Genomic DNA, 23,439 nt, shown 5'->3' with positions numbered 1-23,439 from the left:
GTGAATCGCCGTGTGGCATCCTTCAAACAGGTTCTGGCAGGCCCGGGCCGCGTGTTCAGGTCCGCAGGTCGAGCGTGAACGGAAACTCGCGGCTGTGCTGGGCCGGCGTCACGTCCATGCGGCCGGGCGTGTGCCCCATCTGGAAGAAGCGCGACAGCCGGCGGCTCTCGGCCTCGTAGGCGTTGATGGGGAAGGTGTCGTAGTTGCGCCCGCCCGGGTGGGCGACGTGGTACTGGCAGCCGCCCATGGAGCGCTTGAGCCAGGTGTCGACGATGTCGAAGGTCAGCGGCGCGTGCGCGGCGATCGAGGGGTGCAGCGCCGAGGGCGGGCTCCAGGCCTTGTAGCGCACACCGGCCACGTACTCGCCCGCGGTGCCGGTGCTCTGCAGGGGCAGGGCGCGGCCGTTGCAGGTGATCACGTGGCGGCTGTCGTTGAAGCCGCTCACGCGCACCTCCACGCGCTCCAGCGAGGAGTCCACGTAGCGCACGGTGCCGCCGACCGCGCCTTCTTCGCCCATCACGTGCCAGGGCTCCAGCGCGCTGCGGAGGGTGAGCTCGATGCCGCGCGCGGCGACCTCGCCCACCAGCGGGAAACGGAACTCGAAGTGCGGCTCGAACCACGCCATGTCGAAGGGGTAACCGGCGTCGGCCATGTCGGTGAGCACGTCCTCGAAGTCCATGCGCACGAAGGTGGGCAGCAGGCAGCGGTCGTGCAGCTCGGTGCCCCAGCGGGTGAGGCGGCCCTGCCAGGGCTGCTTCCAGAAGCGCGCGATCATGGCGCGCAGCAGCAGCTGCTGCGCGATGCTCATGCGCGCGTGTGGCGGCATCTCGAAGGCGCGCAGCTCCAGCAGGCCCAGGCGCCCGGTGGGGCCGTCGGGCGAGTAGAGCTTGTCGATGCAGAACTCGCTGCGGTGCGTGTTGCCGGTGACGTCGATCAGGATGTTGCGCAGCGTGCGGTCCACCATCCACGGCGGCATGTCTTCGCCGTAGGTCTTGCGGTTCTGCCCGATCTGCGCGAGCGCGATCTCCAGTTCGTAGAGCTGGTCGTTGCGCGCCTCGTCCACGCGCGGCGCCTGGCTGGTCGGGCCGATGAACAGGCCGCTGAACAGGTACGACAGTGACGGATGGTTGTGCCAGTAGGCCAGCAGGCTGCCCAGCAGCTCGGGCCGGCGCAGGAAGGGCGAGTCCGCCGGCGTGGCGCCGCCGAGCACGAAGTGGTTGCCGCCGCCGGTGCCGGTGTGGCGGCCATCGGTCATGAACTTCTCGGCGCACAGGCGCGTCTGGTGCGCGGCTTCGTAGAGGAATTCGGTGTGCTCCACCAGCTCGCCCCAGTTGTGCGCGGGGTGGATGTTGACCTCGATCACGCCCGGGTCGGGCGTGACCTGCAGCATCTTCAGGCGCGGGTCGCGCGGCGGCGGGTAGCCTTCGAGCACGATGCTCATGCCCAGCTTCTCGGCCGTGGCTTCCACGGCGGCGAGCAGGTCGAGGTAGTCCTCCAGCAGCGCCATGGGCGGCATGAAGATGTAGAGGTGCTGGTTCTTGCCGCCGCCGGCCTTCTCGGCCTTGGGGCCGTTGGCGCGGTGCGGGTCGCGCGCTTCCACGCACAGCGCGGTGCGCGTGAGCCAGGCGGCCGATTCGGCGCGCTGCGGGAAGCGCGCGGCCAAGGCCTGCGCGGGCGCCGCGCCGGGGCCGGGCTGGCCCGGGCGCAGGCCTTCCACCGTCTCGGCATCCGGGTCGAAGTCCATGCCTTGCATGGAGACCGTGCCGCCCTCGGCGAAGCCGCCACCCACCTGGTGCGGTGACACCTGGTGCTTCACGGCCGCGCCACGCGGCAACGGGTCGCGCGCGGAGTGCGGGTCCTGTTCGATGTGGTACGGGTAGTCGCCGGCCGAGACCCAGGGCAGCGAGTCCAGCGGCAGGCGGTAGCCCATGGGCGAGTCGCCCGGGATCAGGTACATGCGCTCGTCGCGGAAGAACCAGGGCCCGGTGGACCACACCGTGCCCGAGATGCGCGGGTAGCCACTCTTGCCGTTGTTGGACAGCGCGCCGTTGCGGCCCGAGGCCTGCAGCGGCAGCACGTAGCCCACGGTGGCGTCCAGGCCCTGGCCGAAGACGCGGCGCAGGCGGGCGCGTTCGAGCTCGTCGTCGAGCTTGCTGTCGAACGGGTCCACGTTCACCGGCAGGCGGCGCTCGCGCCAGAGGTAGTACCAGGTGTCCTCGTAGCCCGGGGTGATGTACTGGGTGGACAGGCCGAGCTTGCGCGCCAGCGCCTGCGTGAAGCGGCGCGCGTCGTCGCTGGTGCAGCGCGCTTCGTCGCGCTCGTCGGCCAGCAGGGCCGGGTTGTGCCAGAGGGTCTCGCCATCGGCGCGCCAGAACATCGACAGCGCCCAGCGTGGCAATTGCTCGCCCGGGTACCACTTGCCCTGGCCCATGTGCACGAAGCCGCCCGCGCCGTACTCGGCGCGCAGGCGCCCCAGCAGCTCGGTGGCGTAACCGCGTTTGGTGGGGCCCAGCGCGTCGGTGTTCCACTCGGCGGCGTCGCGGTCGCTGGTGGCCACGTAGGTGGGCTCTCCGCCCATGGTCAGGCGCACGTCGTGCTGTTCCAGATCGGCGTCCACCTTTTCGCCCAGGGCCAGCACGCCGGCCCATTGTTCGTCGGTGTAGGGGCGGGTGACGCGCGGCGACTCGTAGACCCGCGTCACGCTCATGTGGTGGCTGAATTCCACCTCGCACTTGTCCACGCCACCTTCCACCGGCGCCGCGCTCGAGGGCTGCGGCGTGCAGGCGAGTGGCACATGGCCTTCGCCCGCGAGCAGGCCGGAGGTCGGATCCAGCCCGATCCAGCCCGCGCCGGGCAGGAAGACTTCGCACCAGGCGTGCAGGTCGGTGAAGTCTTTCTCGGGGCCATTGGGGCCGTCGACCGACTTCACGTCGGACGTGAGCTGGATCAGGTAGCCCGAGACGAAGCGCGCGGCCAGGCCCATGTGGCGCAGGATCTGCACCAGCAGCCAGCCGCTGTCGCGGCACGAGCCGCTCTTGAGCTTGAGCGTGTCTTCGGGCGTCTGCACGCCGGGCTCCATGCGGATGGTGTAGGCGATGTCGCGTTGCAGCCGCTGGTTGATCTCGACCAGGAAGTCGATCGTGCGGCGCTCGCTGCGGTCCACCTCGGCCACGTAGGCCTTGAGCAGCGGCGTGAGCGGCGCGGTGGCCAGGTAGGGGGCCAGTTCCTGCTTCTGCGCCTCGTCGTACGTGAACGGGAAGTTCTCGGCCGAGGGCTCCAGGAAGAAATCGAACGGGTTGTAGACCGCCATTTCCACCACCAGGTCGATCGTGACCTTGAACTCGGTGGTGGGCTCGGGGAACACCAGGCGCGCCTGGTAGTTGGCGAACGGGTCCTGCTGCCAGTTGATGAAATGCTCGCCGGGTTCGATGCGCTGCGAATACGAGAGCACCTTGGTGCGGCTGTGCGGCGCGGGCCGCAGCCGGACCACCTGAGGCCCCAGCTTGACCAGGCGGTCGTACCGATAATGGGTGATGTGGCTCAGGGCAACATGGATGGCCATACGAGAGACTTTCCTGGGAGGGGAACAACAATGGATCCGCGAGCCACCAACCGGCCGACGCGGCTTGCAGCCATGCTAGCAAGTCTTGCGCCACGGCCACATGACATTTCCACCAAGCGGTGCCGCCCGGTCTGATCGTGCGCCATTCCGGCTTCGGGGCGCTGCTGGGCTGGGTGCTGGGCGTGGCGCTGCAATTGCAGCAGCCCGCGCTGTGGTCCCTGGAGGTCTACGGCGCTTTGCTGCTGGCCGGTGTGCTGGGCCTGGGGGCCTTGCGGCTGACCCGGCGTGCCGCCCCTGCGCTGCTGCTGGCCTGGGTGGCGGGCGCGCTCATCGGTGTCGGTGCCACCGGCGCCCGCGCCGTGCATTTCGCGGCCGACGCGCTCGACCCGGCCCTGCAAGGCATCGACATCGAGGCGACCGGGCGCATCGCCTCCCTGCCGCAGCGAAGCGCGCAGGGTGAGCGCTTCGAGTTCGTGGTGGAGTCGGCCGCGCGCGGCGGCCAGGCGGTGGCGCTGCCACCGCGCCTGCAACTGGGCTGGTACCTGCGGCCCGATGAGGCCGGCGGGGCCGGCCCCGGCCTGCGCGCGGGCGACCGCTGGCGCTTCACAGTGCGCCTGCGCAGCCCGCACGGCAACGCCAACCCGCACGGCTTCGACCGCGAACGCTGGCTCTGGGAGCAGGGCATCCAGGCCACCGGTTATGTGCGCAGCGGCCCGCGCGACCCGGCGCCCCAGCGGCTGGGCGCCACACCCTGGCACCCGCTGGACCGCTTGCGCCAGGGCGTGGCCGAGCGCATCGAGGCCCGCGTGCACGAAGACCCGCGCAGCGCGGGCGTGCTGGCCGCGCTGGTGGTGGGCGACCAGTCCGCCATCGACCGCAGCGACTGGGACCTCTTCCGCACCACAGGCGTCGCTCATTTGATGAGCATTTCAGGATTGCACGTGACGCTGTTCGCCTGGCTGGCCACGGCGCTGGTGGGCGCGCTCTGGCGGCGCCTGGCGCTGCGCTGGCCCAAGGCCTTGCTGGCGCTGCCCACGCCCTGGGCGGCGGGCCTGGGTGGCGTGGCGCTGGCCACGGCGTACGCGCTGTTCTCGGGCTGGGGCGTGCCGGCGCAGCGCACCGTGCTCATGCTGGCCGTGGTGGTCGGTCTGCGCCTGTCGGTGCGACAGTGGCCCTGGCCGCATGTGTGGCTGCTGGCCATGGCGGTGGTGCTGCTGCTCGACCCCTGGGCCTTGATGCAGGCCGGCTTCTGGCTCAGCTTCGTGGCGGTGGGCATCCTGTTCGCCACCGACCCGGGCCGGCGCTCGCCCGCGCCCGAGGGCTCCTGGCCGCAGCGCGCGGCGCGGGCCTTCCTGGCCTTGCTGCGCGAGCAGGGCGTGGTGACGGTGGCGCTCGCGCCGCTCACCCTGCTGCTGTTCGGCCAGTTCTCGGTGGTGGGGCTGGTGGCCAACCTCGCCGCCATTCCCTGGGTGACCCTGCTGGTCACGCCGCTGGCCTTGCTCGGTGTGTTCGCGCCGCCCTTGTGGGATGGGGCCGCCTGGGCGGTGCAGGCCTTGTCGCTCGCCTTGCAGTGGCTGGCCCAGTGGCCGGGCGCGGCCCTGTTCCGGCCCGTGGCGCCGTGGCCGCTGGCCCTGGCGGCGGTGCTGGGCGGTGTGTTGCTCGTGTTGCGCCTGCCCTGGGTGGTGCGGCTCTCGGGCCTGATGCTGCTTTGGCCGGCCTTGCTCTACGCGCCACCGCGCCCAGCGCCGGGCCAGTTCGAATTGATCGCGCTGGACGTGGGGCAGGGCAGCGCGGTGCTGCTGCGCACCGCCGGCCACAGCCTGCTCTACGACACCGGCCCGCGCTATGGGCCGCAGCCCGATGCCGCCGACGCCGGCGACCGCGTGGTGCTGCCGCTGTTGCGCGCGCTCGGCGAGCGGCTCGACACGGTCGTGGTCAGTCACAGCGACAGCGACCATTCCGGTGGCGCGCCCTCGGTGCAGGCGGCGCAGCCGCAGGCGCGCTGGCTCTCGTCCTACGACAGCGACGCCGCGCGCCGCTGCGTGGCGGGCCAGCGCTGGCGGTGGGATGGGGTGGATTTCGAGGTGCTGCACCCGCAACCCGATGACTACGACGAGACCGGCCATGGGCGGCTCTCCAGCAACGCCATGTCCTGCGTGTTGCTCGTGTCCAACGGTGCGCAGAGCGCCTGGCTGGGCGGCGACATCGATGCCGCGCGCGAGGTGCGCCTGGCGCTCGCGCGGCCCGAGCAACGCGCGACCGTGATGCTCGCGCCCCACCACGGCAGCCAGACCTCCAGCAGCCCGGTGCTGCTCAACACCCTGCGCCCGAGCCTGGTGATGGTGCAGTCGGGCTACCGCAACCGCTTCAACCACCCCGCGCCGGTGGTGCTGGAGCGCTATGCCCAGCGCGGCATTCCCTGGGTGAACTCACCCGGGTGTGGCGCGGCGACCTGGCGCAGCGCCGAGCCCGACCGCGTGGTGTGCCAGCGCGAGGTCGGTCGCCGGTACTGGCACCATCCTGGCAAGCAGGAAAATGATCAATCTAACGATCATAATCATTAAAATGATCAATTAAACGATCAAAACGGTTTGCTGAGTCAAGCGAAAAATGATAAATTGAATTATCAAAATCATCAGAAAGCTCAACATGACGAGCATTGTTCAAGACGTTGAGGGCGCACGCAAGGCCGCATCGCTGACGCAAGAGGAACTGGCGCAGCGCGCCGGCGTCAGCCGCATGACCGTGTCGCGCATCGAGGCAGGCATGGATCCCAGGCTGTCCACGCTGCAGGAACTGGCCCGCGCCATGGGCATGGAGCTGATGCTGGTGCCGCGCGCGCTGCGCGCCGAGGTGGAGGGCTTCCTGCGCTCGGGTGGGCGCGTGCTCGGGCAGCCCGCGGGGGCGGGTGCGCCGAAGTCGCTGGTGGACCTGCTGGACACACCGGCCTGAAAGGGGCCGGCCGTGAGCACCTTCATCCGTTACCTGCGCCTGTCCCTGCACACGCCGGCGGGGGAGAAGCAGCCCATCGGCTACCTCTCGCAGTACGGCGACATCCTGCGCATGTCCTTCGACGAGCCGTTCGTGAACGACCCGCGCCGGCCCACGCTGTCCATGAGCCTGCGCGGGGTGGACGACGCGGCCACCCGGCAGATCCTGAGCGCCACGCGCGACGAGCGCCTGGTGCGCAACGACGGCCGCTGGCCGGTCTTCTTCCAGAACCTCTTGCCCGAAGGCCACAACCGCGAACGCCTGGCCGCGCAAAGAGGCTGCACCACCGAGGACGAATTCGAACTGCTGGCCGCCGCCGGGCACGACCTGATGGGCGCGCTGGAAGTCGAGCCCGTGCCCGCCGACGAAGACATCCCGCAGGTGGTTCGCCACTGGCACGCGGCGCTGGGGCTCGACGTGCTGGAGCCGGGCTTTGTCGAGCTGCCGGTCGAGGACGCCGCGTCCCTGCCCGGGATGGTGACGAAGTTCTCCGCGGTGCAGGAGGGACGGCGCTACGTCGTCAAGCGGCATGGCGTGGCGGGCAGCCACATCCTGAAGCTGCCGACCACCCGCCACCCCGAACTCGTCGAGAACGAGTACACCGGCTACCGGCTGTGTGCCGCGCTGGGGCTGGACTGCGCTCGCGCGAGCATCATCACGCGGGATCAGGCGCAGTTGCCCGAGCCGGTCGATTTTCCGCACATCCTGGCGGTCGAGCGCTTCGACCGTCGGCACGGCCTGCGCGTGCACATGGAAGAGTTCGCGCAGGTGATGGGCTATGCCCCGAGGCAGAAGTACGGCAGGGGCATCGAGCGGGACTACGGCCAGATGCTGCGCCTGCTCAACCAGTATTCGGTGCAGCCCGCGCGCGACACACGCGAATTCCTCGGCCGCTTCCTGGCTTTCATCCTCATGGGCAACACCGACGCGCACCTCAAGAACTGGGCGCTGCTGTACCCCGATGGCATCGAGCCTCAACTGGCCCCCTTGTACGACCCGGTCTGCGTGAGCGCCTTCTTCACCGGCATGCCGCCGGCGGACTACGGCATCAACCGCGCCATCGACGCCAGGCTGCGCGCGTTCACCTGGGCGCAGCTCGAATCGCTGCTGGAGAGCGCCGGCCTGCTGCGCAGGTCGGTGGTGTTGCGGCACTGCAAGGCGCTGGTGCAGGCCGCGCAGGCGGACTGGCCGGCCTTGCTCGCGGATGCACCTCTCAACGTGCGCGAGGAGGTCACCGCGCGCCTGCGCGGCGGTGTGGCCCTGACGGCCTGAACCTGTTCAGCCGGCCTGCACGAACTGCTGGCGCGCGCTGCGGCCTTCCTGGCTGTCGCGGCAGACCAGGGCCTGGTCGGCATCCATGTAGATGCTCGGGTGGTGCAGCGCGGTGGCGCAGGCATTGACCGATTCCTTGGTCATGCGCAGCAGGGCCGCCGGCGTTTCGGCGGTCTTGCGGGCCAGCGCCTGGGCATCTTCGACCGCGCGGCCGGGCTCGCTGATCACGTCCACCAGGCCCCAGTCGAGCGCCTGCGCGGCGCCCAGCTTCTCGCCCAGCAGGATGGCGCGCTTGGCGCGCGCCGCGCCGAGCAGGCTGGTCAGGCGCGGGATCGCGCCCCAGCCCATGTTGAGGCCAACCTTGACTTCGGGCAGGTAGAACGCGGCCTGGCTGGACGCCACGCGCCAGTCGCACGCCAGGGTGAGCGCGGCCGCGCCGCCCACGACCATGCCTTCGATGGCCGCGATGGTGAGCTGCGGCAGGTTTTCCCATGCGCGGCACAGGCGCGCGCCGCGTTGCGCCATGTCGCGCCGCTGCAGCAGGGCCTGGTCGTCCTCGTTCCACTTGGCCGGGTCCTTCAGGTCGATGCCGGCCGAGAAGATGTCGGCGGCACCGGTGAGCACGACCACCTGGATGTCCAGGGCGTCGCCGAGGTCGCGCGCGACCTGGGTGAGGGCCAGCAGCGTGTCCTGGTTGATGGCGTTGCGGTTCACGCCGCGGTCGAAGCGCACCAGGGCCACCGGCCCTTCGACGGTCACCGTCACACTCTGGCCATACGTGGGTTTCAAATCGGACTCCTTGGGGATCATGGGGCGGTCTGGTGGCGTCCCTGCACACGCGTGAGGCGGGACATGTAGCGAAAGCCGAACGGCGGGTAGTAGCTCACCGCCACTTCGAGCAGCTTGCCGGCCGGGTTGCGAAAGCGCCGCACCATCAGCAGGGCGGGATCGCTCTTGGTGTAGCCCAGGCGCTTGGCGATGGCGGCCGGGAAGGTGGCGGCCGAGATCTCCATGTCGATGGTCTCCACCGTTTCGTCGCACAGGCGTTCGAACAGCGGGTACACGCCGCCGGGTTGCTGGCCGATGTGCTCGACCACGGCCTGGTACTCCCGGCGGATGTAGATGTCGGTCCAGGAGATCGGCCGGTCGGTGCCAGGCACGCAGCGGAAGGTGGAGACCTTGAGCCAGTCCGCCGGCACGCCTTCGAGCCGCAGCTCGGTGGGGTGCGCGCTCAGTTCGGTGGTGACGCGGTGCACGCTCAGCGCCGTGGTCTCCAGGTACTGGGTGAGCTGCTCGGTGTTCTCCAGCGCCAGGCCGAACTGCGGCTGGGTGTGCTGGCGCACGACGGTGGTGCCCGTGCGCGGCTTGCGCACCACCAGGCCGAGGTCGGAGAGGCGGCGCGTGGCCTCGCGCACGGTGTGCCGGCTGACGCCGAAGCGCGCGCACAGCTCGTTCTCGGTCGGCAGGTTGCTGCCCACCGGGTAGTCCCCGTTCTTGATCATGCGCAGCAACTCGTCGCTGAGGCTCTTGTGCAGCGTGGTGCGGCGGGGAGGGCTGGGGGTTTCCGGCATCAGAGGTCCAGACGTTGGAGGGCGGCAAGGGTCTCGACGTTGAAGGTGGCCGGCTGCTCGCTGTGGGGGAAATGCCCCACGCCGGGCCACTCGAGGTACACCGTCGGAATGCCGCGCGCCTGCAGGGCGGCGTCCACATTCCGCGCGGATTCGGGGGGCACGGACCAGTCTTCGGCACCTTCAACGATCACGCAGGGGCACTGTAGCTGGTCCAGCAGGGTTTCCATGCGGAAACCGCCAAAGGCGCGGATGTCGGCGAAGGCCACTTCGGGGATGCAGCGCCGCGCGTCCATGACGATCTCCTCGGCGCGCGCGGCGTCGGTGCCGCTGCCCATGAGGGTGCGGAAGCTCACCTCGAACCAGTCGCCCGGGTTGATGCGCGCCATGTCGAGGATGGCCGGGTTGTAGCCGGAGCTCTTGACCACGTTGACCGAAGCGCCGTCGACGAACACGAGGCCGCGCACGCGCTGCGGCGCTAGCGCCGCGGCAGCGGCCACGACACCGCCGCCCATGGAGTGGCCCATGAGCACCGGGCGGTCCAGGCCGAGCGCGTCGATCACCTGCAGCACATGGCGCGCGTTGCTCGGGCTGTCGGTGTGCGGGCCGCCGGCGGGCATGCCGCTCTTGCCGTGGCCCGGCAGGTCCAGCGCGTACACCGCGTAGTGCTGGCCGAAGAAGTCGAGGTTGTGTTGCCAGGACAGGCTGTCCTGGCTGGCGCCATGCACCATCACGAGGGGCGTGCGCCCGTCCGTGGGGTCGCCCGCGTGGTCGTAGTAGGCGCGCAGGCCGTCGGCCGTGGTCACGTAGGGCATGTCATTCGCTCCTGGGCGCGCACAGGCGCAAGACGGCGTGGATCAGCAGCCAGTTCTGCACGCAGGCGCGCAGGTCGCCTTCGACGCTGAGGCGGTGCTGGCGCACCAGGCGGTTGAAGGGGAAGCCGCTGGCCAGGGCCTGCAGGGCCGATTCGTCGCCCACGAAAGTGAAGGGCGCCTCGCCGGCCTGGCCCGCTTCGATGGTGTCCGGCGTCACCGCGATCCAGGCGCGCTGGCCCGTCTCGCTGTGGCGAAAACCGATTCTCAGATGGGCCAGCGTGCGGTGGCGCGCGACGAAACCGTCCGCCTGCGCGCGCTGGGCCAGGGCCGGCAGGTAGCCTTCGTCCAACAGGCTGGAAGGGGCCGTTGTCATGCGTCGAATCCTTGTCTCAACTTGAACTTCTGGACCTTGCCGGACGAAGAGTGCGGCAGGCTGTCCACCAGAAAAATCCGCTTGGGCACCTTGAAGCCCGAAAGGCTTTCGCGGCAGTGCGTGCGCAGCGCCTCGGTGTCCGGCTGGCGGCCTTCGATCGGCACCACGGCGGCCACCAGTTCTTCGCCCCAGCGTTCGTGCGGCACGCCGAAGGCGGCGGCCTCGCGCACATCGGGGTGGCTGACCAGGCAATTCTCCACTTCCTGCGCCGCCACGTTCTCGCCCCCGGTCTTGATCATGTCCTTGCTGCGGCCCATGAAGTAGGCGAAGCCTTCGTCGTCGAAGCGGAAGAGGTCGCCGGTGTGCAGCCAGCCGTCGGCGTCCAGCGTGGCGGCGGTCAGCTCGGGCTGGTTCCAGTAGCCCTTGAAGACGGTGGGCCCCTTCACCTGCAGCTCGCCGGGGCCGCGCTGGTCCGTCAGCACCTGGCCGGTCTCGTCCACCAGACGGTGTGCCACGTGGCGCCAGAGGTAGCCGATGGAGCCCGGGTGGTCCAGGATCTCGTGCGTGTAGCGGTTCTTGATGGTGGTGACGCAGCTCTCCGTCATGCCGAAGCCCCAGCCGAACTCGGCGTTGGGAAACACCTGGCGGATCAGTTCCTGGCGCCATTCGCCCAGCGGCGCCGCGGCGGTCTGCACGTAGCGCACCGAGGGCAGGCGCAGCTGCGCGAAGCCCGGGTGGTCGGTCAGGCCGACCCACATCGCCGAGAGCAGGAACACGTGCGTGGGCAGGTTCTGCTGCAAGGCCTCCACCACGCTTTGCGCATCGAAGCGCGGCACCAGGTGCAGGCTGCCGCCGGCGTACAGGATGGGGCCGTTGATGACGCCGAAGCCGCCGATGTGGAACAGCGGCGTGGCCATGAGCGAGCGCGACTGCGCGTCGATGCCGAGTTCCATGATGTAGTTCATCGCGTTCCACACCAGGTTGCCATGGGTCAGCATCGCGCCCTTGGGCGTGGAGGTGGTGCCCGAGGTGTACATGATGATCGCGACGTCGCCGTCCTCGACGCAGCCGGTGCGCCAGGCCACCGGGTCGGCGGTGGCCGGCACGTCGGCCAGGTCGCTGGCCAGGTGGTCGAGGCAGACCGGCAGCTGGTCCGGCGCGAGGTGCCGCGGCAGCTCCGCGACGAGGGGCGAGAACTCCGCGTCGTGCACCAGCACGCGGGGCGTGCAGTCGCTGATGAGAAAAGCCAGCTCGGCGGCGCTGTAGCGCGTGTTCACCGGCACCAGGCTGAAGCCGCCCACGGCGGTGGCGTGCATCAGCGCGAGGTAGTCGATGGCGTTGTGCATGAGCACGGCGACGCGGTCGCCCCGGCGCACGCCCAGGCCTTGCAGGTGGGCGGTCAGCGCGCGGGCGCGGGCGCAGAGGGCGGCGAAGTCCATGGCCGTGTGGCTGTCCGACAGCGCCGTGCTGCGCGGGCTGCGCAGCGCGTGGAACATGGCCGTTTGGTAGATGTTGGGCATGGGGCAATCAGGCGGGGGCGTGGCCACCGAGGTAGGCGGCGGTGACGTGGGGGTTGTTCATGATCTCGTCGCTCGGGCCGTCGAGCACCAGCCGGCCGGTCTCCAGCACCAGCGCATGCTGCGAGAGCTTGAGCGCCAGGCGGGCGTTCTGCTCCACCAGCACGATGGTGGTGCCGTCCTGGCTGATGCGGCGGATCGCGCGGGCGACTTCGAGCGTGACGTTGGGCGCCAGGCCGAGCGATGGCTCGTCCAGCAGCAGCAGGCGCGGGCGCGACATCAGCGCGCGGCCGATGGCGCACATCTGCTGCTCGCCGCCCGAGAGGTGCCGGCCCTGGCTGTGCTGCCGCTCGGCCAGGCGGGGAAAGTAGCCGTAGACCTTTTGAATGTCCTCGCGGATCGCCTGCCGGTCGCGCCGCAGGTAGGCGCCCATCAGCAGGTTCTCGTAGGTGCTCAGCTCGGGGAACAGGCGCCGGCCCTCGGGCGAGAGCGCCAGGCCCTTCGCGATGCGCTGGTCGGTGGGCAGCGCGGTGATGTCCTGGCCGTCCAGATGGAAGCTGCCGGCCTGCAGCGGCACCAGGCCGCACAGCGCCTTCATCAGGGTGGACTTGCCCGCGCCGTTGGCGCCGACGATGGCGCACACGCTGCCGGGGCGCACGGAGAACGACACGTCGCGCAGGGCCGCGATCGGCCCGTAGGCGACGGAGATGTTTCTGGCTTCAAGCATTTTCGAGATCCGCGCCCAGGTAGGCGTCAATGACTTGCGGGTTGTCGCGCACGGTGGCCGCCGGGCCGCTGGCCAGCAGGCGGCCGTTGACCAGCACGACCAGGTGGGAGCACAGGCGCATCACCATGTTCATGTCGTGCTCCACCAGCACGATGGACACGCCCGCGCTGTGGTGCACGCGCTCGATCAGCGCGCTCATGGCATCGGTTTCCACCGCGTTGAGGCCGGCCGCCGGCTCGTCCATCAGCAGCATCGAGGGCTGCGTGGTCAGCGCCATGCCCACGCCCAGGATCTTCTGCTGGCCGTAGGCGAGCGCGCCGGCGTCGTCGCTGGCGAGGCTTTCCATGCCGATCATGGCCAGGGCCTGCTCGGCCTGCGCCAGCGCCTGGCGCCGCCCCTGGCGCACCGTGGCCGGTCGCACCAGCGACCAGGGCGAGGGCAGTTGGCGAAACAGCGCCGCGCGGTACAGGTTGTCCAGCACGCTCAGACCCGGAAACACGTGGGTCATCTGGAACGTGCGGCCCAGGCCCTTGCGCGCGATGGCGGGGGCGGACAGGCGCTCGATGCGCTCGCCCCGGAACACCACCTCGCCCGCGCTGGCGCGCGTGGTGCCGGTGATGAGGTTGAACATCGTGGTCTTGCCCGCGCCGTTGGGGCCGATCAGCCCGGTGATGCCGTCCCCGCCGGCCTCGAACGACACGCCGTCCACCGCGCGGATGCCGCCGAAGGCGCGCGACAGGTTCCTGACTTGAAGCACCGCGCTCATGGCTGGGCCTTTCCGGCGCGCAGGCGCCCGATCCATGTGGCCCACAGGCCCGCCAGGCCTTTGGGCATGAAGCACAGCAGGGCCATCAGCACGATGCCGTAGATGAAGCGCTGGTACTGCTGCAGGTCGCGCAGCAGCTCGGGCAGGGGGATCAGCAGGAAGCCGCCCACCACCACGCCCGCGAGGGCGCCCACGCCGCCGAGCACGTTGATGATCACCGCGTTCACGGCGGTCCAGAAGCCGAACGAGTCGGGCGAGATGTAGCCCTGGTAGTGCGCGAACAGGCTGCCGGCCCAGCCGGCCATGGCCGCGCTGAGCACGAACACGGCGATGCGAAAGCGCAGCGCCTCGAAGCCGCTGGCGGTGACCAGGGCTTCGTCCTGGTGCAGCGAGGCGGTGATCACGCCGAGCTCGCGCCGGTACATGGCCTGCAGCGAGAAGTAGCTCGCCAGGGCCAGCGTGGTGGCCAGCAGGTAGCTGCCGTAGCGGTCCAGCGTGTGGCCGAGCAGCTGGGCCGGCGGAATCTGGCCGAAGCCGTTGTTGCCACCGAAGATGTCCACGAACTCGACGAAGCACAGCACCACCACCTCGCCGAAGGCAAAGGTCAACAAGGCGAAGTGCACGCCTTTGATGCGCATGAAGAGCGGCGCGGTCACCAGGGCGATCAGCGCCGAGGCCAGGCCCGCCAGCACGAAGGCGGACACGAAGCCCAGGCCCGCATCGCGGGTGAGGATGGCCGACACGTAGGCGCCGATGCCGAACAGCGCGCCGTGCGCGAGCGAGAGTTGCCCGATGCGCAGCATCAGGTTCATGCTCATGGCCAGCGTGGCGTACAGCGCCACCATGACGCCGACGTGCAGCGCGAAGCGCGATTCGCCCAGCGCCAGCGGCCAGGCCAGCAAGGCGGCGGCCACCAGCAGTTCGGCCACGCGCACGCCCACGGGGCGGCGCACCAGGGTGAGGTCGTTTCTCATCGGGATCTCCCCATCAGGCCGGCCGGGCGCACGGTCAACACCGCCATGACGATGAGGAACGAGAGCATCGTGGCGACGGTCGAGTTGTAGAAGGTTGAGGCGATCGCCTCGGTGAAGCTCAGGATCAGCGCCGCGATGACGGCACCGGGCAGACTGCCCAGGCCGCCGAGCACGACGATGATGAAGGCCTTCACCACCACGAGTTCACCCATGTGCGGGTGGATGGTGTAGACCGGTGCCATGAGGGCGCCCGCCAGGCCCGCCAGCAGGCAGCTGAGCGCGAAGGTGAGCGCCGTCATGCGCCAGGAGCGCACGCCCTGCAGGCGCGCGACCTCGCTGTCCTGCGCCACGGCGCGGATGGTGATGCCCACCCGCGTCTTCTCGATCAGCACGTAGAACGCGGCCAGGGCGAGCAGGGTGACGCCCACCACGTACAGCTGGTCCAGCGCGAGAAACACCGAGCCGATCTGCAGCGCGCCTTCCACCGGGCGCGCGACCGACAGGTCGTCGACCGTGAACACCAGCGAAATCGCCGCCTGCAGCGTGATGGCCAGGGCGAGCGACATGATCATGCCGCCCATCTCGTCGCCGGTGAAACGCCGGAACAGCACGCGCTCCAGCACGAAACCGGCCAGGCCGACGAGCAGGGCGCCGGCGATCAGCGCCGAGCCGTACGGCCAGCCGAGCAGGCCGTAGAGCACGTACATGGCGTAGGCGCCGAGCATGTAGAACTCGCCGTGGGCGAAGTTCACGACGCGCATGATGCCGAACACCAGCGTGAAGCCCAGCGCGATGAGCGCGTAGACGAACGCCGACATCAGCGCAATGATGGATATCTGTATCGCGATTTGCATGGGAAGAGCGGGCTCGAGGCCCGCGGCTGGCGCCGCAGGCGGGCGCGTTCAGCAGGGAAGAAGGAGGGGCTCGCGCCCCGGCGGCGCCACCCCACGGGGGCGGTTGTGCGGGGCGCGCGGGCTCAGCGGGCGTCGAACTTGGTGACGACCTTGCCCTTGCCGTTTTCGATCACGCCCAGGTAGGCCGGCGTGGCGATCTGGTGGTCGATGCCGTAGGTGTCCTTGCCACCCCAGACGATCTTGCCCTGGATGCCGTCGTACGTCTTGGTGGCTTCGATGGCCTTCACCACGGCGTCGGTGTCGGTGGTGGTGCCCGCCTTCTGGATCGCGCCGAACAGCAGCTTGGCCGCGTCGTAGAAATAGAAGGCGAAGTCGTCCATGGCGTTGGGGTGGTACTTCGCGTAGGCCTTGCTCAGCTTGGCGTAGGCGTCGCTGGCCGGATCGGCCGAGAAATACACCAGGGTGCCTTCGGCGTTGTCCGCACCAGCGGACTTCACGGTTTCGGCCACGTTGTTGCCGCCGAACTTGGTGAACGGGCCCTTGTAGCCCATTTCGCGCGCCTGGCGGATGACCAGGCCGGCCTGGGCCGGCGGCACCACGTCGAGCTCGATCAGGTCGACGCGCTTGGCCAGGATGCCCGCCAGGATGGTGCGGAAGTCGTTCTGCGAGCGCTCGAAGAATTTGGCGTCGGCGATCTCGTAGCCGGCGGCTTCATAGGCCTTCTTCTTGCCCTTCTGCGTGCTCCAGCCGGTGGCGTCGTTGGGCGAGATCACGGCCACGCGCTTGATCGCGGGGCGGTTCTGCTTGAGCCAGCCGATCAGCTGCGCGTCGTATTCGTTGGTGGTGGGCAGCACGCGGAACATGTAGCGCGTCTCGGCGTTCAGTGCCTCGGTGGTGTAGGTGTTGGAGAGCAGCACCACCTTGCTCTTTTCGGTGATCGGCTTGATCGCCAGCAGGGAGGCCGAGCCGATCGGGCCGATGATGAACTGCACCTTGTCCTGGTCGATCAGGCGGTTCACCGCCGTCACGGCGTCGGCCGCCTTGTAGTGGTCGTCGTAGGACACGATCTCCACCTTGTAGGTCTTGCCCGCCACCTTCAGGCCGCCGCTGGCGTTGATCTCCTCGGTGGCCACGCGCACACCGCCGTCGATGGCCAGGCCCCAAGGCGCGCCCGGGCCGGTCATGCCGCCCAGCACACCGATCTTCAGCGTTTCCTGCGCGTGGCTGGCAGCGGCCAGGGCGGCGATGCCCAGACCCAGAACGGCCTTCTTGATGAACCCACTCATGCTTATCGTCTCCAGGTAATGGTCCGTACAGACCGAGTTAATTGAACGAACAATTGAATTTATGGTCCGTACAATACAGGATCGTCGGCGGGCGCGCAAGCACCCCGCCGGCACCGGCGGGAAGGGTTGGGGTCTTGCGCCGGCTCCGGGAAGACACTGAGGGGATTTCGCGCGGCGGGGCGGCGAGGCGGCCAAAACCTGGCCCAGTCCTTGCTATGCTGTGCTCAGGAGAAAAAGCCCATGAGCAGACCGATGTTTGACGAAATGAACGCCTCGCCCAGCGAGGTCCGGGCCCACTATCAGAACTACGCGCGCTGGCTGGCCCAACAGCCTGAAGACGTGATGGCGGCCCGGCGCGAAGAGGCCGAAATGATCTTCCGCCGCGTGGGCATCACCTTCGCGGTGTACGGCGCCAAGGACGAGGACGGCTCCGGCACCGAGCGCCTCATCCCCTTCGACCTCATCCCGCGCATCATTCCCGCCCACGAATGGCGCAGCATGGAGGAGGGCCTGGTGCAGCGCGTGACCGCGCTCAACCGCTTCATCCACGACGTCTACCACGGCCAGGAAATCATCAAGGCCGGCATCGTGCCGGCCGACCAGATCTTCCAGAACGCGCAGTTCCGCCCCGAGATGATGGGCGTGGACGTGCCGCACCAGATCTACTCGCACATCTCGGGCATCGACATCGTGCGCGCCCCGAATGCCGAGGGCGTGGGCGAGTACTACGTGCTCGAAGACAACCTGCGCGTGCCCAGCGGCGTGAGCTACATGCTCGAAGACCGCAAGATGATGATGCGGCTGTTCCCCGAACTCTTCGGCGAGAACCGCGTGGCCCCGGTCGCCCATTACCCCGACCTGCTGCTGGAAACCCTGCGCGCCAGCAGCCCGGCCACCACGGCCGAGCCCACGGTGGTGGTGCTCACCCCCGGCATGTACAACAGCGCGTACTTCGAGCACGCCTTCCTCGCGCAGCAGATGGGCATCGAGCTGGTCGAGGGGCAGGACCTGTTCGTCAAGGACAACTTCGTCTACATGCGCACCACGCGCGGCCCCAAGCGCGTGGACGTGATCTACCGCCGCGTGGACGACGACTTCCTCGACCCCTCGGTGTTCCGCCCCACCTCCACGCTGGGCTGCGAAGGCCTGCTGGGCGTGTACCGCAGCGGCAACGTCGCCATCTGCAACGCCGTGGGCACCGGCGTGGCGGACGACAAGTCCATCTATCCCTACGTGCCCAAGATGATCGAGTTCTACCTCGGGCAGAAACCCATCCTCAACAACGTGCCCACCTTCATGGGGCGCGAGCCCGAGGACCTCAAGTACATGATGGCCAACATGAAGGACCTCGTGGTGAAAGAGGTGCACGGCGCGGGCGGCTACGGCATGCTGGTCGGGCCCGCGTCCACGAAGGCCGAGATCGAGGACTTCCGCAAGGCCGTGGCGGCCAACCCGGGCGGCTACATCGCGCAGCCCACGCTCTCGCTCTCCACCTGCCCCACCTATGTGCAGAGCGGCGTGGCGCCGCGCCACATCGACCTGCGCCCCTTCGTGCTCAGCGGCAAGGAAGTGCAGATGGTGCCCGGGGGGCTCACCCGCGTGGCGCTCAAGGAGGGCTCGCTGGTCGTCAACTCCTCGCAGGGCGGCGGCACCAAGGACACCTGGATTCTTGAAGACTGAGGGACACACCATGCTTTCGCGCACCGCCGACCACCTTTTCTGGATGTCCCGCTACACCGAGCGCGCGGAGAACACCGCCCGCATGCTGGACGTGAACTACCAGACCTCGCTGCTGCCGCAGTCCGCAGCCGTGGCGCAGGTGGGCTGGGAAGGGCTGCTCGCCATCAGCGAGCTGCTGTATCCCTACACGCAGAAGTACGGCAAGGAAATCACGCCACGCAACGTGCTCGACTTCATGGTGCGCGACGAGTCCAACCCGTCGAGCATCTACACCTGTCTGAAGGCCGCGCGCGAGAACGCGCGGGCCGTGCGCGGAGCTCTCACCACCGAATTCTGGGAAACGCAGAACCAGACCTGGCTGGAACTCACGCGCATGCTCAAGGGCAAGAACTTCGAGCGCGACCCGGGTGAATTCTTCGAGTGGGTCAAGTTCCGCTCGCACCTCTCGCGCGGTGTGGCCATCGGCACCATGCTGCAGGACGAGGCCTTCCACTTCTACCGCATGGGCACCTTCCTGGAGCGCGCGGACAACACCGCCCGCCTGCTGGACGTGAAGTTCCACGCGGTGCACAGCGACTTCTTCGGCGCCGCCAGCGAGCTCGATCAGGAGTACGACTTCTACCACTGGAGCGCCATCCTGCGCAGCGTGAGCGGCTTCGAGGTCTACCGCAAGGTGTACCGCGATGTGATCACGCCCGAGCGCGTGGCCGAGCTGCTGATCCTGCGCGCCGACATGCCACGCAGCCTGGCCGCCAGCCTCAACGAGGTGGTGAACAACCTCAGCGTGGTGTCCAACGACCACAGCGGCGAAACCTTGCGCCGCGCGGGCAAGCTCAAGGCCGACCTGCAGTACGCCCGCATCGACGAGATCCTCTCCACCGGCCTGCACGCCTTCCTCACGCAGTTCCTGGACCGCGTGAACGAGCTGGGTGGGCGCATCAGCCAGGACTTCTTGGTGCCTTCGCACTGAGCGTCTGCACCATCTGCTCGAACAGCGCGTCCACCGCGGGCAGGTGGCGCGAGGCCTGGCTGCGGTAGAGCGCCACGTCCATGAAGTCCAGGACCGGCAGGCCCTGTTTTTCGCCCAGGATGGCCAGGTGGGCCGGCGCGCTGCAGCGCGTGAGCACCGCCAGGGCGAGCCCACTTTCCACCGCCGCCAACTGCCCCGCGAGGCTGGAGCTGTTGTAGACCACGCGGTAGGCGCGCCGCTGCGCGTGGAGCGCGGCGATCACCGCGCGCCTCGCCTGGCTGGTGGCTTCGTAGACCGCGATCGGCAGGGGGTCGCGGCGCCACACCTCGAACTGCGGTGCGCCCACCCACACCAGCGGTTCCTGGAACAGCAGCGTGCCGCGCGTGGACTTGTCGCGCGAAATCAGCGCCAGATCGATCTCGCCGCGCTGCACCTTGGGAATGAGCGAGGTGGACTGTTCGCAGTCCAGCTCGATTTCCACGCCCGCGTGCCGCGCGGCGTAGCTGCGCAGCACGGGTGAGAGGTAGCTCACGGCGTAGTCGTCGGGCACGCCCAGGCGCACGCGGCCGCTGAGCACCGGCCCATGCAGGGCCTCCAGCGTTTCGGCGTGCAAGGCCAGCATGCGCCGCGCGTAACCCAGCAACTCGGTGCCGGTGGGCGTGAGTTCGAGGTGGCGCGGGCCGCGCAGCAGCACGGCGCGGCCCACCGCGTCTTCCAGCTTGCGGATCTGCATGCTCACCGCCGGCTGGGAGCGGTGCACCAGCGGCGCGGCGGCCGAGAGCGATCCGCCGTCCACCACGGCCACGAAGGCGCGCAGCCAGTCCAGTTGCAGGTCGGTGTGGGTCATGGCGGTTGGCTCCAATATTCGATTGTCGAATGCATTGGATTCTATTTATCCGCTGTACAGATGGGGCATGCCCGCCGACCATCGGCGCATGAACTCCACGGCTTCCCTGTCCACGTCCCTCGGCGCCCACCCTCACGCCGCCGCGCGCGAACGCTCGGGCATGTGGCTCATGGTGGCGGGCGGCCTCATGCTCGGCACGCTGGGCATCTTTCTCGAAGAGGCCGGCCAGAGCCCGCTCACGGCGGTGTGGTTCCGCTGCGCCTTCGGTCTGCTCACGCTCACCGCCTGGTTCGCCGTCACCCGGCGCTGGCGGGAACTCAGGCTCAGCGGTGCAGCGCGCCTGGCGGCAGTGAGCGCGGGCGTGCTCGCGGTGGTCAACTGGATCCTGTTCTTCGAGGCCATCGAGCGCACTTCCATCGGCGTGGCCACCGTGGTGGTGCACGTGCAGCCCTTTCTGGTGATGGCGTTCGGTGCCCTGTGGTGGAAGGAGCGCATCACGCGCGCGCAAGGCATCGCCACCTTCGCCTGCCTGATCGGCTTGGCGCTGGCCTCGGGCTGGGTCGACGGCGCGCTCACGGGCGCGGGCTGGTCGTCCAGCTACCTCTGGGGCATCGGCCTGGCGCTGCTCAACTCGGTGGGCTATGCCGCCCTCACGCTGATCGCCAACCGGGCGCGCGGCGTCACGCCACTGGCCCTGGCCTGGTGGCAGTGCGCCGTGGGCGCGGTGGTGCTGGTGTGGTGGCCCTTCGTGCACGGCTGGCCGCCGGCGGGGCCGGCCTGGGCCTGGCTCGCGGGGCTGGGCGCCATCCACACCGGCCTGGCCTACGTGGTGCTGTACGCCGGCGTGGCGCGCCTCAGCGCCGGGCGCGTGGCCGTGCTGCAGTTCGTCTACCCGGCCTCGGCCGTGGCGGTGGAATGGGCCGTGTACGGCCGGGCCCTGAGCCCCAGCCAGCTGGCTGGCGTGCTCATGATGCTGGTGGCCCTGGTGGTGGTGGGCACGCAGCGGGCGGCGCGCCAGGCCTGAACCGTTGCGCGGAAAACCGCGCCATCGACTGCAAAAGTCACGCTCGCCACCGGCCCCCTGTCAGGCAAAAGGCCAAAAACGCCTATCCTGACTGTCAGGCCGGTCCAGGCCTTATCTCCCCGGGCCGGCCGTGATGCCAACGACGGAGGATGAATGGCCAGCGATCTGGATACGGTGAGGGTGCTTCGCGCCCTGTTCAACGACATGCCCAAGGCACCCCAGGGGCTCTCCCACGAGGAGACCATGGCCTGGGTGCAGCGGTCGATGGCCGACTTCGAGGGTGGCGACATGGCCTACATGATCGAACACATCACGCGAAGCTCCATGCTCGACATCGTGCTGCGCCTGCGCGAGGACGGTTACCTCAAGAACGACGCCGCCTTCACCGAGACCGTGGACCTGATCTCCACGCCCGACGGCCGCAAGACCTTCATGGACCGCTGCATCCAGGCGCAGAAGAGCGCCGATGCCACCTCGCGCCTCATCCACCGCGCCAAGCGTTCGTGGTCCGATCCCTTGCCCCTGTTCAGCTCGGACCCCGGCATGCTGGAGCGTTTCGTGCGTGGCGAACTCTCAGGCCCCGGCCCGCTGTTCGCCGAGTACAAGGCACGCGAAGACGTGCAGGAGATCGGCGTGTTCGCGCAGGCGCCCGACGGCATCCACGAGTTTTCCTGGGGCTTCGTGGTGGAAGACCAGGGCGCCTGGATCTTCTACATCGCCGATGTCTGGCGCAAAGGCACCGTGGGCAGCTTCGACCGTTTCCTCAGCGCCTGGCAGCAGTCCACCAGCGCCGCGTCCACCGAAAAACTGCCGCCGGTGCCCATGGGCCTGCTCATGGAAGACGGCATCAACACCTTCAGCAGCATGACGCTGCAGGCCGCCGGGCCCATGAGCAACCCGGCCCTGCGACGCTGGGTGGGCGAGGTGTTCATCGACCGCATGCTGCCCACCATGGCCGCGCGCGTGGTGGATGCGCAGTACGACTTTCCGCTGGTGGGCGCGCACGCGCACTGAAGCGCGCGCACTGGTTGGCGAAGGCGTGCCTGCTCAGAAGCTGTGCCGCACGCCGAACGCCACACCACTTTGTGAGCCACCGGGCACCGGCGCGCCGCCCGGCTGCCCGCCACTGACCGACAGCGCCAGCGTGCCCTTGTTCTGGATGTGCCCGGCCGTTGCATAGACCGCCGTGCGCCGCGAGAAGCTGTAGGTGGCGCGCACGGCGGCGAGGGTGGCCCGGTTCACCGAGTCCTTGTAACGCAGGCTGAAGACCTCGCCGTCCACGAGCAAGGCCGGCGTGACCTGGTACGCCGCGCCGAGGTACCACAGATCGCTTTTGCCTTGGGTGGCGCTGGCGCCGTTGGCGCGGCGGACCAGGCCCCCGGCGAGCTTGAGGTCACCCAGTTTGACGTAGCCGTTGGCGGAGGTGCGCCGGTCCGTCATGGCGCTGGAGTTGAGGCCGGCGAAGGCGCCGGTGCCGCCGCGCAGCTCGTCCACCGCGAGCGCGGTGCCCCAGGTGGCGGTGTCGTACTTCACCAGGGCCGACCATTCCCGGCAGGCCTTGCTGTCGTTCGGGTTTTCGCCGGCGCAGTTGGTGCCGGCCGGGCTGGGGCCTGCGTTCACCGCGTCCCGGCCGAGGCTGTAGCTGGCACCCAGCGTGAGGCCGGAGAAGGTGCCGCGGTAGGTGATGGCGTTGTCCGCGCGGGCGTTGGGGATGTAGCTGTCCAGCGAGCCCGAGCTGTAGAGGTTGGGGCCGAGGATGTCCGACTCCAGGATGGAATAGAACAGCATGGTGTATTGCCGGCCCAGGGACACCGTGCCCCATGGGCCCGAGAGCCCGACGAAGGCCTGGCGCCCGAAGGCGCGGCCGCCCTGGTTGGCCACGCCGGTGTCGGGCGAGAACCCTGTTTCCAGCGTGAAGACCGTCTTGAGTCCCTGGCCCAGGTCTTCGGTGCCGCGAAAGCCGAGGCGGCTGGGCGCGCTGCCGGTCAGGGATGGCACGCGGGTCAGGCCGCCACCGCTGGGGGTCGCTTTCGTGACGTGTTCCACCGAGGCGTCGATGACGCCGTAGATCGACACCGTGCTCTGCGCGCTCACGGCGCCGCTCGCCAACAGGCAGGCACACGCGCTCAAACCGGCAAGAAAGGGGGGCTTTTTCATGGGGACTCCATTTTTTGGGCGAAGGGATGCCCGGGGGACCCGACGGGTCCCCGGAC

General features: G+C 69.1%; 20 protein-coding genes. 7 read left to right on the top strand and 13 right to left on the bottom strand.

Translation table 11 applies throughout. The annotated features are described in order from the left end of the window. Window positions 1-55 precede the first annotated feature (55 nt). Window positions 56-3,562, bottom strand: a complete 3,507-nt coding sequence (locus tag AC1Q9M_RS04805) for a transglutaminase family protein (protein ID WP_382323759.1) — start codon at window positions 3,560-3,562, stop codon at window positions 56-58. 119 nt (window positions 3,563-3,681) lie between these two features. On the opposite strand from AC1Q9M_RS04805, the gene AC1Q9M_RS04800 reads away from it, so the two are divergent. The 3 genes from AC1Q9M_RS04800 to AC1Q9M_RS04790 all read left to right on the top strand — a co-directional run bounded on the left by AC1Q9M_RS04800 (window position 3,682) and on the right by AC1Q9M_RS04790 (window position 7,825). Then, window positions 3,682-6,126: a DNA internalization-related competence protein ComEC/Rec2 gene (locus AC1Q9M_RS04800; protein WP_492432651.1), complete on the top strand. Its 2,445-nt coding sequence runs from the start codon at window positions 3,682-3,684 to the stop codon at window positions 6,124-6,126. Window positions 6,127-6,211: 85 nt separating this feature from the next. Further along, window positions 6,212-6,514 (top strand): helix-turn-helix transcriptional regulator, encoded by a 303-nt coding sequence (locus AC1Q9M_RS04795; RefSeq protein ID WP_382159533.1) that lies wholly within the window; start codon window positions 6,212-6,214, stop codon window positions 6,512-6,514. A gap of 12 nt (window positions 6,515-6,526) precedes the next feature. After that, entirely contained in the window at window positions 6,527-7,825 is a 1,299-nt protein-coding gene (locus AC1Q9M_RS04790) for a type II toxin-antitoxin system HipA family toxin (protein ID WP_382323761.1), read from the top strand. 6 nt (window positions 7,826-7,831) lie between these two features. On the opposite strand, the gene AC1Q9M_RS04785 is transcribed toward AC1Q9M_RS04790, so the two are convergent. The 10 genes from AC1Q9M_RS04785 to AC1Q9M_RS04740 form a co-directional block, all read right to left on the bottom strand. Continuing rightward, the gene (locus AC1Q9M_RS04785) at window positions 7,832-8,635 is read right to left on the bottom strand and encodes an enoyl-CoA hydratase/isomerase family protein (protein ID WP_444688169.1); all 804 of its coding nucleotides are present in this window, start codon (window positions 8,633-8,635) and stop codon (window positions 7,832-7,834) included. Then, on the bottom strand, window positions 8,632-9,396 hold the full coding sequence (locus AC1Q9M_RS04780; RefSeq protein WP_382159528.1) for a GntR family transcriptional regulator: 765 nt from the start codon (window positions 9,394-9,396) through the stop codon (window positions 8,632-8,634). The genes AC1Q9M_RS04785 and AC1Q9M_RS04780 overlap by 4 nt, the downstream gene beginning before the upstream one ends. Further along, the gene (locus AC1Q9M_RS04775; protein ID WP_444688168.1) at window positions 9,396-10,208 is read right to left on the bottom strand and encodes an alpha/beta fold hydrolase; all 813 of its coding nucleotides are present in this window, start codon (window positions 10,206-10,208) and stop codon (window positions 9,396-9,398) included. The genes AC1Q9M_RS04780 and AC1Q9M_RS04775 overlap by 1 nt, the downstream gene beginning before the upstream one ends. Before the next feature lies 1 nt (window position 10,209). Next, window positions 10,210-10,581, bottom strand: coding sequence for a hypothetical protein (locus AC1Q9M_RS04770; protein WP_382323765.1), 372 nt, complete (start codon window positions 10,579-10,581; stop codon window positions 10,210-10,212). Continuing rightward, a complete protein-coding gene (locus tag AC1Q9M_RS04765) occupies window positions 10,578-12,101 on the bottom strand; it encodes a class I adenylate-forming enzyme family protein (RefSeq protein WP_492432648.1) in 1,524 nt (507 codons plus the stop codon). The genes AC1Q9M_RS04770 and AC1Q9M_RS04765 overlap by 4 nt, the downstream gene beginning before the upstream one ends. 7 nt (window positions 12,102-12,108) lie before the next feature. Continuing rightward, complete coding sequence (locus AC1Q9M_RS04760) at window positions 12,109-12,825, bottom strand: ABC transporter ATP-binding protein (protein WP_382159517.1); 717 nt, start codon at window positions 12,823-12,825, stop codon at window positions 12,109-12,111. Next, a complete protein-coding gene (locus AC1Q9M_RS04755) occupies window positions 12,818-13,591 on the bottom strand; it encodes an ABC transporter ATP-binding protein (protein WP_382323767.1) in 774 nt (257 codons plus the stop codon). The genes AC1Q9M_RS04760 and AC1Q9M_RS04755 overlap by 8 nt, the downstream gene beginning before the upstream one ends. Continuing rightward, entirely contained in the window at window positions 13,588-14,565 is a 978-nt protein-coding gene (locus AC1Q9M_RS04750) for a branched-chain amino acid ABC transporter permease (protein ID WP_382323768.1), read from the bottom strand. The genes AC1Q9M_RS04755 and AC1Q9M_RS04750 overlap by 4 nt, the downstream gene beginning before the upstream one ends. Further along, the gene (locus AC1Q9M_RS04745; RefSeq protein WP_382323769.1) at window positions 14,562-15,419 is read right to left on the bottom strand and encodes a branched-chain amino acid ABC transporter permease; all 858 of its coding nucleotides are present in this window, start codon (window positions 15,417-15,419) and stop codon (window positions 14,562-14,564) included. Before AC1Q9M_RS04745 ends, AC1Q9M_RS04750 begins: the two co-directional genes overlap by 4 nt. A 122-nt stretch (window positions 15,420-15,541) precedes the next feature. After that, on the bottom strand, window positions 15,542-16,705 hold the full coding sequence (locus AC1Q9M_RS04740) for an ABC transporter substrate-binding protein (RefSeq protein ID WP_382323770.1): 1,164 nt from the start codon (window positions 16,703-16,705) through the stop codon (window positions 15,542-15,544). 240 nt (window positions 16,706-16,945) lie between these two features. On the opposite strand from AC1Q9M_RS04740, the gene AC1Q9M_RS04735 reads away from it, so the two are divergent. Together AC1Q9M_RS04735 and AC1Q9M_RS04730 are read left to right on the top strand one after the other, a co-directional pair. Then, window positions 16,946-18,385 (top strand): circularly permuted type 2 ATP-grasp protein, encoded by a 1,440-nt coding sequence (locus AC1Q9M_RS04735; protein ID WP_382159502.1) that lies wholly within the window; start codon window positions 16,946-16,948, stop codon window positions 18,383-18,385. Window positions 18,386-18,395: 10 nt separating this feature from the next. Further along, window positions 18,396-19,355 (top strand): alpha-E domain-containing protein, encoded by a 960-nt coding sequence (locus AC1Q9M_RS04730; RefSeq protein WP_492432644.1) that lies wholly within the window; start codon window positions 18,396-18,398, stop codon window positions 19,353-19,355. Here the strand turns inward: AC1Q9M_RS04730 and AC1Q9M_RS04725 are convergent. Further along, complete coding sequence (locus AC1Q9M_RS04725) at window positions 19,324-20,202, bottom strand: LysR family transcriptional regulator (protein ID WP_382327114.1); 879 nt, start codon at window positions 20,200-20,202, stop codon at window positions 19,324-19,326. The genes AC1Q9M_RS04730 and AC1Q9M_RS04725 overlap by 32 nt on opposite strands. Window positions 20,203-20,269: 67 nt before the next feature. Between AC1Q9M_RS04725 and AC1Q9M_RS04720 the strand changes: the two genes are divergently transcribed. Beyond that, the gene (locus AC1Q9M_RS04720) at window positions 20,270-21,226 is read left to right on the top strand and encodes a DMT family transporter (protein ID WP_444688165.1); all 957 of its coding nucleotides are present in this window, start codon (window positions 20,270-20,272) and stop codon (window positions 21,224-21,226) included. Window positions 21,227-21,379: 153 nt separating this feature from the next. Beyond that, a complete protein-coding gene (locus tag AC1Q9M_RS04715; RefSeq protein ID WP_444688164.1) occupies window positions 21,380-22,240 on the top strand; it encodes a hypothetical protein in 861 nt (286 codons plus the stop codon). 33 nt (window positions 22,241-22,273) lie between these two features. Here AC1Q9M_RS04715 and AC1Q9M_RS04710 read toward each other — a convergent pair whose 3' ends face one another. Then, window positions 22,274-23,383 (bottom strand): porin, encoded by a 1,110-nt coding sequence (locus AC1Q9M_RS04710; RefSeq protein ID WP_492432641.1) that lies wholly within the window; start codon window positions 23,381-23,383, stop codon window positions 22,274-22,276. Between the last annotated feature and the right edge of the window lie 56 nt (window positions 23,384-23,439).

This window comes from Hydrogenophaga sp. GW823-FHT04C09 (assembly GCF_058796355.1).
Note: the sequence above shows the minus strand (reverse complement) of the source record. Positions and strands in the feature narration are given on the sequence as shown.